The sequence below is a fragment of the Acinetobacter sp. YH01005 genome (assembly GCF_013420465.1).
GTDB classification, from domain to species: Bacteria; Pseudomonadota; Gammaproteobacteria; order Pseudomonadales; family Moraxellaceae; genus Acinetobacter; species Acinetobacter amyesii.
On record NZ_VOYA01000044.1, the window covers coordinates 1 to 8,664 of the forward strand.

The following is an 8,664-nucleotide window of genomic DNA, read 5'->3' on the forward strand; positions in this document are numbered from 1 at the left end:
GCCATTATGTTAAATAAGTGCCTGACTTTATTGATAAGGTTAAACATTAGCAGTTAGAAAGGGTTTTCAAAAAGAATGGTAAATCGCCCAAAAATTATAAAAGTAGGAATTTTGCTTGTAGGTCTATGTTTAATTCTGATCTTTAATTCATATAAACAGAAATTGAATTATGACAATGAAATGGCAAAACAGACAACGATACTTTTCTTAAATTCACTTGCTAAACATGATCGAAAATCAGCAATCAAATATGTTTGGCCTGATGCGCAATTATATGAAGACTTAAAAAGTCCTGAAAGATTTCTTTCTTTCAAAGACTCAAAAATTTTAGAAATAATAAGAATTAATGATGATTCAGCGGAAAGTAGACCTGAGTATTATCAAGAATTTTATAAAATTATTTCAGTGATGGTAAAAGTTAAAGTCGTGCATATAGATGATGCTGGCAGTCCAGTAGGTGACTATATTTTATTTATTACTCTTGTGAAAAAATCTCCTCAATCTGATTGGCTAATTACAGGATTGGGTAGTGGGCCTTAAGCTAATAATTATTTATTTTCCCTAAAATTAACATAATACACGTTATACGAATTCCCAAGGCATGGCTCTTAGTCATGCTTTTTTTATCAAAAGAGTATAGCTGAATGATAGCGAGCCAAATCGCATACAATATCTATCATTAGACTTAATGCAATAATTAAATGATATTGTTATCATTAATCTAATAGAATTAAGATTAAATGATAGAAATGAATACACGTATTTATCTACGAGCTTCAACTAAAGATCAAGATGCAGAAAGGGCTTTGCAGATTCTTCAGGATCTAAACCAAAACTTGAATTTGGGCGAAACCATTGTGTACGTGGAAAACTATAGTGGTACGAAGTTAGACCGACCTGAATTGAATAAGCTACTGTCAGAAGCAAATCAAGGCGACACCTTGTTGGTTGAAAGTATTGACCGATTATCACGCCTAACCCAACAGGATTTTCAAGAGCTGAAGCGCAGGATCCAGGAGAAGGGACTTCGTTTAGTCGTAGCAGATCTTCCTACTACCTACCAAATGATTCAAACCAGTGACAGCATTACTCATTCAATCCTGGATCTCATCAACAATATGTTGATTGATCTCCTGGCAACAATGGCCCGCCTGGACAATGAGAAACGTATAGAACGTATTAAGCAGGGCTTGGCACGTTCGGGTTACAAGCCAACAGGTAAGAAAGCCAATGAGGCTAAGCACAAACGAATAAAAGAATTACTAGCAGCTGGCAATATGACTAAGGAAGAAATTGCCAAAGCAGTGAATTGTGGAGTTGCAACTGTTTATCGAGTTGCTAAAGTCATTTAAAAAGGCTTGTATCAGTGCTTCCCTTATGTCATATCTATTTACAAAGGAGCAAGGCATTTTTAAAGATCAAAAGACGGAATTAATGATGAAAAAGCATTTGATTTTCCTTGTTTTTATAGTGATGGTTTTTATTTTAGCTCTAGTTGTAAAGATTAATAATGATCATAAAAAACGGCAAGCATTAAACAAATTGGAACTAGTTGAAAAGCAAATCCATTAGGTATATGAATATTAAGATAAATAAAAAGCCCTATAGTCTCTCCCGTTACTATAAGGCTTATAAATCTCTGCAATTTTTTTCTTAACTACCTACTTTTCCGATGTAGGTTATGAATATATTTTACCTATTGGTAAAAACAAAGATATAAGACAAAAGGTGAATATGCTAGGAATTTCGCATAACAACCATTATGTTAAATGCAGGGTATCTAATTAATTTGAGTTTGCAAAATTGCTAAATTTTTTCTTAATCCTTCTCATGTCTTGAAGTGTATAACCATAATTTCCGAAACATCTTTGTAGCATTTCTGGATTAGTCATTGGACTATCTAAAACAGTAAAAAATTCATTAATAATATTTACAGTAGATAAGTTGGCTTCTTTTTTACCTGTATGAGGACTAACTGTTATTAACTGATTTTTATTAAAATAATCAGCCGTAATTAAATTAGGGAAATTTTTAAGTTGAGGATTTAGTCTTCTGAAATCAGCATTATAAAGAGGAATACAACTTTCTATTATTTGTGGTAAAGCTGTATCTGTTAAGAACGTATTTAAGTTGGATTCTATATTTCTAGTAGGTTTTGCATTCTTAATATTTGAGGGATTTACTGGAAAACCATGAAACATCCATAGTACACCATATAAAATTAGTATTACTAAAGTTACCGAAAAGATGATTCCTAATACCTTCACTTTTAAGTCTTCCTAAAATTAACATAATACACCTTATACGAAATGCAATGTATTAATTGATTTATTTCAATAACTTGTAATCCATAAAAAAGCCTGACTTGCACAAGTCGGGCTTTTTTATGGATTCTTCACGTTCCACACCTAGTATTTGATCAATGTTTCACAATTTTGATTAAATAAACTGAACAATCTACTGAGATTTGAAATCAGTCTTTTGATGCAAAACTTTAAAAATCCGTTTAGCTGTTTCTTCTCTTACACTTTTTGGATCTCGTAAGATGCCACCAATCCAAAGGGCAAAAGTGAGATAGTCAGGAAAGTTACTGAGGTCTGATAGCTCAGACTGTTTGGATAATATAGAGCTGTACTTATTGATTTGAGCATCAGATAGATTGCAGAACATATCTATTGTTTTTTGATCTCTTACTGGTGCTATTTGCTTTGGCTTAGGTTTTTCTTTCACTGTAAATTTAAAGCCAACCACTGAACGTCCTTTTTTAACATTCTCATAAGTTAGGTCAATATCAGTATTTTTTGTGATCTCATCTAGTGACGGATTGATGACACGGTCTTTTAGGTTGCCAATACGCCTATATGATTCAGGTAATCCAAGTTGTTCAAATAGATCATCAAGACTAATTTGAAAACCGCCCATGTTCTGATGTTTTTTAGCTAGGTGATAAAGGTCTAGTGAATAATCTTTTTTAAGCCTTAAAACAACCTCTTTTTTATATTTGGTATAAGGGTTTAGAGCATCAAACTCTCTAAGCAGTAGTAGCACTTCATCCGTAAAATATAGCTCTGAGCCACCATCGCCATAAGCTGTCTTATACATCCATCGGATACTTACTTTCTTTTTATCTGCTCTGACATAGCCAAAGGAACGGTCAAAAAGCTTCTTAGTCGCTACTCCTAAAGCTGTATATGCACCTGTTATTTCAAGACCACAAGCAGATGCAAACTCATCTGTTGAGATGAAAATAGGCTCGCCGCTAGAGACATTCGTTGTTCTTGCTAGGGGAGTTGCCATTATAAACAGACGCTTTTCATCAAGTGTCATGCTCTTAAAGCATTCAACTACTCGGTTTTGTAAAACTACCCAATCTTTTGGGTAGTGTTTTTTTACGTCTAATTCCATATTAATCTACAAAGTAAGTACTTGTAGATTTTATATATCAAACTACAAGGATAATCAAGTAGCTTAAAGCATGGCGTTTGTAGTTTTAAAGCATGGCGTTTGTAGTTTTAAAGATGGCAAAAGCATGGCATTTGTAGTTTAAAGCATGGCGTTTGTAGTTTTTTAAAGTCTTAAAGCCTTGCCACATATGGTCTAGAAGGGTGTCTAAAAGTATTTAAAAGCTTTTTAAAAGAATAAAAGGGATTTAAAGGCAAAATCAAAGGCTATGGCACTCGCTTCGCTCGTGTCGTTTCAAGAGCAAAAGCAAGATCAAAAGCATTGATAATGTATTCGCTATGCTCATACTTTTTTAAAAGCAAAAGCACCAATGTTCGCACCCATTCGGGATGCTCTGTACTTACCGTTTGAGGTCAAAAGGGAGTTTGTAATCAGAGAAGAAGCGTTGCTGAAATTTTTATGATGCGCTATCACTCGTAGACACTCGTTCGGTTTAAACCTGTTTGGTTCAAAAGAGAAAAATAAAGCGAACGGAGTGTGAGCGAATAAACTATTTGTCGTTTATTCCCCCTCTGATTACTGCTTTTGCTGAATTAGATTAAAAATCAAAATCACGGCTCTGCTGTGGCTTGTTTTCAGGTTCTGGGCTTGGCTGTGAAAAATGTTTTTCAGCGATAGGGGCTTTTTTCTCTGCAATAAAGATTTTTATGTACTCAAAGCTATCTAAACAGTTTTGATATGTCTGCCTTTGAGATTTAAAACGATCATTTTGTGGCTCTAAAACGATTTCACAGTTTAAATATTTGAGCATGATTTCATCATTTTTAATGCTCTTTTCAATTTTTTCGTAGTCGTAACTACTGAGGCTATTTGATGCACGAGACGTATACTGTTTCAAGTTGTCTGCCTTTTCAGCGATACAGTCGATAATGCCTAATTGGTTTTTGCTTCTGTATAGCTCATCTTGTTGTTTAGAAAGCCTCTCATGGTAGATATTATAATCAGGATAATATCCGTCATACCTGAGCTTAAACGCTGATGCCAGTTGCGGTTTTATCCTAATATTTTTGACTAATTCAGCTAGTTGTTCAAACTTTTGATCAATGATATTAAGCTGCCAAGCGTTGTTTCTAACTGCTCTAGCCGCTTGTCCTGAGTCCTCAAGTCTTCGTCTATACTGGTTGATACTTTGAGTTGCGAGAGCTTCAAGAGAGCTTGCTCTAGATCTGTCTGTTGAGTTGTAATTTTCTGTCGAATAGGTCTGAGTTCTGTGCTCACCATACTGTTCACAATATTGTTTAAGTTCAGATGGCTTAAGGCTTGTGTTAATTGCGTTTGTAATTGGCTCATTAAGTTGAGTTGAAAGTTCTGCTGTAAATCCTGCGAAAAACTGCCCTGTTCGATTTTGGATAATTCGCCTTTTAGTGCCGAGATCAAGTCTTGTTGTGCCTGTTTCTCCGCCTGCAAAATGCTGATTTTGCCCTGTAATTCCTGCTCTACTTCGCTGTAGCCGGTCAAGATGGTCTTTAATGAATCGACTTGTTGATTCAAAACCTTGTTTTGCTCCGCTAACAAGCTGTTTTGTTGAATCAATAAGTTGTTTTGCTCTGTCAAAAAATGGTCGATTTCGCTCTGCATGCCTTATCTCCGTAGGCTGTTCAAATAGTTGATTTGGTTTGTTATCGCTTGTGCGTTCTGTTGAATCATTTGCTTTTGTGCTTCGATTGTTTTTAGGTTGGTTCGTGCTTGAAAGGCGAAATAAAAACTGATTAAAACAATCAACACTGCGAATATCGCTATCCCAAGTAGTCCGTGAAATGCTCTTTGGCTGTTCAATTTTTCTGTCAAAAGATTCTGGAACTGACTGTTGATTTGCTTGCTTTGGCTCGCTATGACTTGCCCGACTTGGGCTTGAATAGACTTCTCCAGACTTGTTTGGTCGATCTTGATGCCCTGTAACTGGTGGTTTATGGTCGTTTGAAGGTCTTGAAGCGATACTGAAAACGAATCTATGCTCAATTTCACTTTTGATATTTCCGAAATATCTATATTCGCTAGCTGATTCGACAATGCGTCTATTTGCGCTTTGTAGCTCGCTGTGGTCTCTTTTAGTGCTTGGGGTGATAGATTGCCTATTTCGGTCAATATCGAGCTTAGATGCGATTTGAGGGCTATTGTCGTCCGCTGTACTTGCTGTAAAAGTATGCTGTTTTGAGTTATAGGATGCTCGCTTTGCTCGATAGTCATCTCGAATGCTTTTAGCGTCTCGGATAGCCTGTGTAAGCTCGTTTGCAGTTGGTCGGCTTTCTGCTTCTGCTCTGAGACGCTCTGAATAAAGTCCAATTTCGAATTGTTCATTGTAAAAATCGCCTTTAAGTCTGTGTTTTTTGCCGTTGGTGAGTGTGACCGTTAAAAATGCTTTGCTTTGCTTGACCGACTCAACGCCTTTAACTTGCTCGATACACTCGACAATATCTGCCCTGTTTTCTGCTGTTTGGGTTTTTAAGAGTGTTTGGACGTAGTTATCAACGGTCTTGCAAAACTGCTTTTTTGTGAGCGTCTCAAGGTCTTGGCTTGTAAGAATGTTTTTTGCTTGGGCATTCAGCTTGGCAATGTGATTTGGCTCTTGCGTGGTGTGCATCAAAAGCAAGTCATCAGGACGTGACCACTGATATTTTGTGTTGAAGTAGTCTCGCAGTGAGTCAAAATGTTTTTCATGACCAGGTGGGGCTATATTGAGTGATTTACCACTTTGTATATCAAGGCGTGGTGCGAGAACGTGGATGTGCTTTGAGCCGTCATCATCAGTGTGTAGCACTGCAAAAAGGTGATACTGAGAGGGATCTAGTCCCGAAAAAGCATGTTTTTCAAAATCGTTTAAAACCTCTTGGATCTGCTCGTTTGTTGGATTATCTTCTTTTGACCATGCAATCACGCCACTCGTATATTTCCAAAGGTGAGGACTGGCATCACAGACTGCATTAAACGTAGTCGCATCACCTCTTAAAACCTCGACCCCTGCCCGAACATTGCCAAGATGATCAAGCTTATCTAGAACATACGCTGAAGCGTGTGCAGCAGATCCTTTGCCGTGGTTTAAGAATTTAATATGCACTTTCATCCTCCTCAGCCAGTTGTACTGAAGACAACTGCTTTTTAAGCCGTTCAGGGCTTTGTCTGCTGATTTTAGGAAGTGCAGGGAATATTTGTTCTAACTCGGTTTGAATGCCTTTTAAAACTGAAAAAATGCTGAAAACATCTAACTTGCGTTGCTCTTGTGGATCGGCATTTTTAATGATGTTTAACGCTCGGGCTATCTGATTCAAGTTGTTGCCAATTTTGGATAGCTCTAGCAATACACTAGGGTCAGTTTTTTGATAGCGTTTGACCACTTCAATCACTGTTTTGATTTTGGTCCGTGGTTTTAGTTCTTCTTCCGTGGGCTGTCTAACCGTGACGGCATCTTGCATAACTTCACGTTGAATCAGAGAGTGAATGAAGTCTGTAAAAGTCGTTTCTTCTTTTTCAATGTGCTTCTCCAGTTGCTCTAGCTGCAGCTCAGTGAGTCTGAAAATTTTATTTTTACTTCGCATATTCTCATCCTATTCGCATCACAAGCTTTTGCTTTTAAGTCAACAAAGTTGACTTGCCCATCTGTGATGGGCTTGGGGTCTTAGGGGGAATCCCCTAACAAGTCCCTGTATATCAGAATTCGAAGAATTTTGTATATACAGGTAGGCTTGCTTATCTTATTTAGTAATCTAATTACATTCTACTATATCGGTCAATATTTGTATAAAAAGATCAAAAAAAGGTTTATTAGGTAATAACACTTAAATTTCGTATATGAGTTTTTATGTTGAAATTATGATGAAAATGGGGGACTGACTCATTTACATAACTTTTAAAGGGGAGAAGCAATCCAATAGCCGTAGGTAGAACAAACTTCAGGAATAGAGCGAGTAACAGATTTTGGTATTACTGATGATGGCCCTCCACCAAGAATAATTTCATCCCCTATAAAAACTTTATTATTATTAAATCTATTGGTGATGCTAATCCTGCCATCCTTTGTATATTCTAAATTACTATTATTAGCCCAAATAATAAATGAACTGGTATCACTACCAAGCCGAATACAACCATAAGGGTCTACATGCAGTTTTCCACCAGAAAGTGATGCTCTTGCACCAGAATTAGCATGCTTAATAAAAACTATAGGTTCTACTGCTTCGATGGAGTTAGATACGGGTTGGAGCTTCGCCATACAGCCAGCAAGTAATGTAATAACTATAAAAGTTTGAGCTAAATTTTTTATTCTCATATTGAACTCTTTGAAGGTCATGCAGTGCAGTACTTTGCTTAGCTTCTTTCAAACTTTCTCATATCGCAACTGGCGCAAAGTGGCTCGACTTTGGAACATGGCTAAAGCCATATTTCAAAGCATCGAACTAAAGTTAGCCAAAAATCTCTGAATGACTATCCAACTGGTGTAATTCTAAAACATCATCACCCATTAGCCTATAAATCAAGACTAAATCAGGTTTAATGTGGCAATCTCGACAATTTTTAAACTCAGCCCCACCCTTTAATGGATGATCTAGGTATTTTTCAGGCAATGGCCTATTAGCGACTAAACAGTCCAGTACCTCTGCCCATTCAGCCGTAACCAAATCTAAATAACGTCTTTTAATATCTCGTTTAAATGAGCTGGTTACGATGATCTTTCGTTTAGCCATGAGCTTCATCCGACATGGCTTTGATCGCTTCTTCTACTGTTTCGTACTCGGTGTACTCCCCATTTTCAATTTCTTTAAGAGATTGAAGCAACTTTGCTGCTGCTTTAGGGGTCAGAGTTGGTTCTTTCGCATAGTCAAAAGCTAAGGGAACAGTTCTTGTTTTCACCACCTGATTTAAAAAAAGTTTAAATGCTTGTGGCATGGTTAAACCATATTCTTCAAAAATATGATTTGCATTATCCCTCAAGTCTTCTTCTAAACGCATATTAAAATTGACTGCGGACATGGTTAATTCCTCTAAAACCAATAATGTAAAGATAATATAAGGCATTATCTTTACATATTCATTACTTTTGATGTAATAAATGGTTTCTAACAGCTAAATTTCGTATAACGGCCATTATGTTAAATAAGTGCCTGACTTTATTGATAAGGTTAAACATTAGCAGTTAGAAAGGGTTTTCAAAAAGAATGGTAAATCGCCCAAAAATTATAAAAGTAGGAATTTTGCTTGTAGGTCTAT

General features: G+C 36.5%; 9 protein-coding genes. 2 read left to right on the top strand and 7 right to left on the bottom strand.

Annotation, left to right across the window (positions count from 1 at the left end; genetic code table 11):
• The first annotated feature begins 180 nt into the window (after positions 1 to 180).
• Together FTT72_RS15570 and FTT72_RS15575 are read left to right on the top strand one after the other, a co-directional pair.
• Positions 181 to 540: a DUF4829 domain-containing protein gene (locus tag FTT72_RS15570; protein WP_227554280.1), complete on the top strand. Its 360-nt coding sequence runs from the start codon at positions 181 to 183 to the stop codon at positions 538 to 540.
• A 200-nt stretch (positions 541 to 740) separates the two neighbouring features.
• Positions 741 to 1,352, top strand: coding sequence for a recombinase family protein (locus FTT72_RS15575; protein WP_004889724.1), 612 nt, complete (start codon positions 741 to 743; stop codon positions 1,350 to 1,352).
• A gap of 432 nt (positions 1,353 to 1,784) precedes the next feature.
• Here the strand turns inward: FTT72_RS15575 and FTT72_RS15580 are convergent, their stop codons facing one another.
• The 7 genes from FTT72_RS15580 to FTT72_RS15610 form a co-directional block, all read right to left on the bottom strand.
• Positions 1,785 to 2,267 carry a hypothetical protein gene (locus tag FTT72_RS15580; protein ID WP_180178659.1) on the bottom strand — a complete coding sequence of 161 codons (483 nt, stop codon included), beginning with the start codon at positions 2,265 to 2,267 and terminating at the stop codon, positions 1,785 to 1,787.
• Positions 2,268 to 2,457: 190 nt separating this feature from the next.
• Positions 2,458 to 3,405 carry a replication initiation protein gene (locus FTT72_RS15585; RefSeq protein ID WP_180178660.1) on the bottom strand — a complete coding sequence of 316 codons (948 nt, stop codon included), beginning with the start codon at positions 3,403 to 3,405 and terminating at the stop codon, positions 2,458 to 2,460.
• 595 nt (positions 3,406 to 4,000) lie between these two features.
• Positions 4,001 to 6,523 carry a relaxase/mobilization nuclease domain-containing protein gene (locus FTT72_RS15590; protein WP_180178661.1) on the bottom strand — a complete coding sequence of 841 codons (2,523 nt, stop codon included), beginning with the start codon at positions 6,521 to 6,523 and terminating at the stop codon, positions 4,001 to 4,003.
• Positions 6,507 to 6,995: a MobC family plasmid mobilization relaxosome protein gene (locus FTT72_RS15595; protein WP_120403857.1), complete on the bottom strand. Its 489-nt coding sequence runs from the start codon at positions 6,993 to 6,995 to the stop codon at positions 6,507 to 6,509. The genes FTT72_RS15590 and FTT72_RS15595 overlap by 17 nt, the downstream gene beginning before the upstream one ends.
• Positions 6,996 to 7,306: 311 nt before the next feature.
• Positions 7,307 to 7,726 (bottom strand): hypothetical protein, encoded by a 420-nt coding sequence (locus tag FTT72_RS15600; RefSeq protein ID WP_130114479.1) that lies wholly within the window; start codon positions 7,724 to 7,726, stop codon positions 7,307 to 7,309.
• Positions 7,727 to 7,859: 133 nt separating this feature from the next.
• The gene (locus FTT72_RS15605; RefSeq protein WP_130114480.1) at positions 7,860 to 8,141 is read right to left on the bottom strand and encodes a type II toxin-antitoxin system YafQ family toxin; all 282 of its coding nucleotides are present in this window, start codon (positions 8,139 to 8,141) and stop codon (positions 7,860 to 7,862) included.
• Positions 8,134 to 8,472, bottom strand: coding sequence for a type II toxin-antitoxin system RelB/DinJ family antitoxin (locus FTT72_RS15610; RefSeq protein WP_257233440.1), 339 nt, complete (start codon positions 8,470 to 8,472; stop codon positions 8,134 to 8,136). The genes FTT72_RS15605 and FTT72_RS15610 overlap by 8 nt, the downstream gene beginning before the upstream one ends.
• Between the last annotated feature and the right edge of the window lie 192 nt (positions 8,473 to 8,664).

Excerpts from the sequence above, each read along its gene's own strand:
- FTT72_RS15570 (WP_227554280.1), top strand. The coding sequence starts at position 181 with ATGGCAAAACAGACAACGATACTTTTCTTAAATTCACTTGCTAAACAT.
- FTT72_RS15590 (WP_180178661.1), bottom strand. The coding sequence starts at position 6,523 with ATGAAAGTGCATATTAAATTCTTAAACCACGGCAAAGGATCTGCTGCA.
- FTT72_RS15585 (WP_180178660.1), bottom strand. The coding sequence starts at position 3,405 with ATGGAATTAGACGTAAAAAAACACTACCCAAAAGATTGGGTAGTTTTA.
- FTT72_RS15610 (WP_257233440.1), bottom strand. The coding sequence starts at position 8,472 with ATGCCTTATATTATCTTTACATTATTGGTTTTAGAGGAATTAACCATG.
- FTT72_RS15600 (WP_130114479.1), bottom strand. The coding sequence starts at position 7,726 with ATGAGAATAAAAAATTTAGCTCAAACTTTTATAGTTATTACATTACTT.
- FTT72_RS15605 (WP_130114480.1), bottom strand. The coding sequence starts at position 8,141 with ATGGCTAAACGAAAGATCATCGTAACCAGCTCATTTAAACGAGATATT.
- FTT72_RS15595 (WP_120403857.1), bottom strand. The coding sequence starts at position 6,995 with ATGCGAAGTAAAAATAAAATTTTCAGACTCACTGAGCTGCAGCTAGAG.
- FTT72_RS15575 (WP_004889724.1), top strand. The coding sequence starts at position 741 with ATGATAGAAATGAATACACGTATTTATCTACGAGCTTCAACTAAAGAT.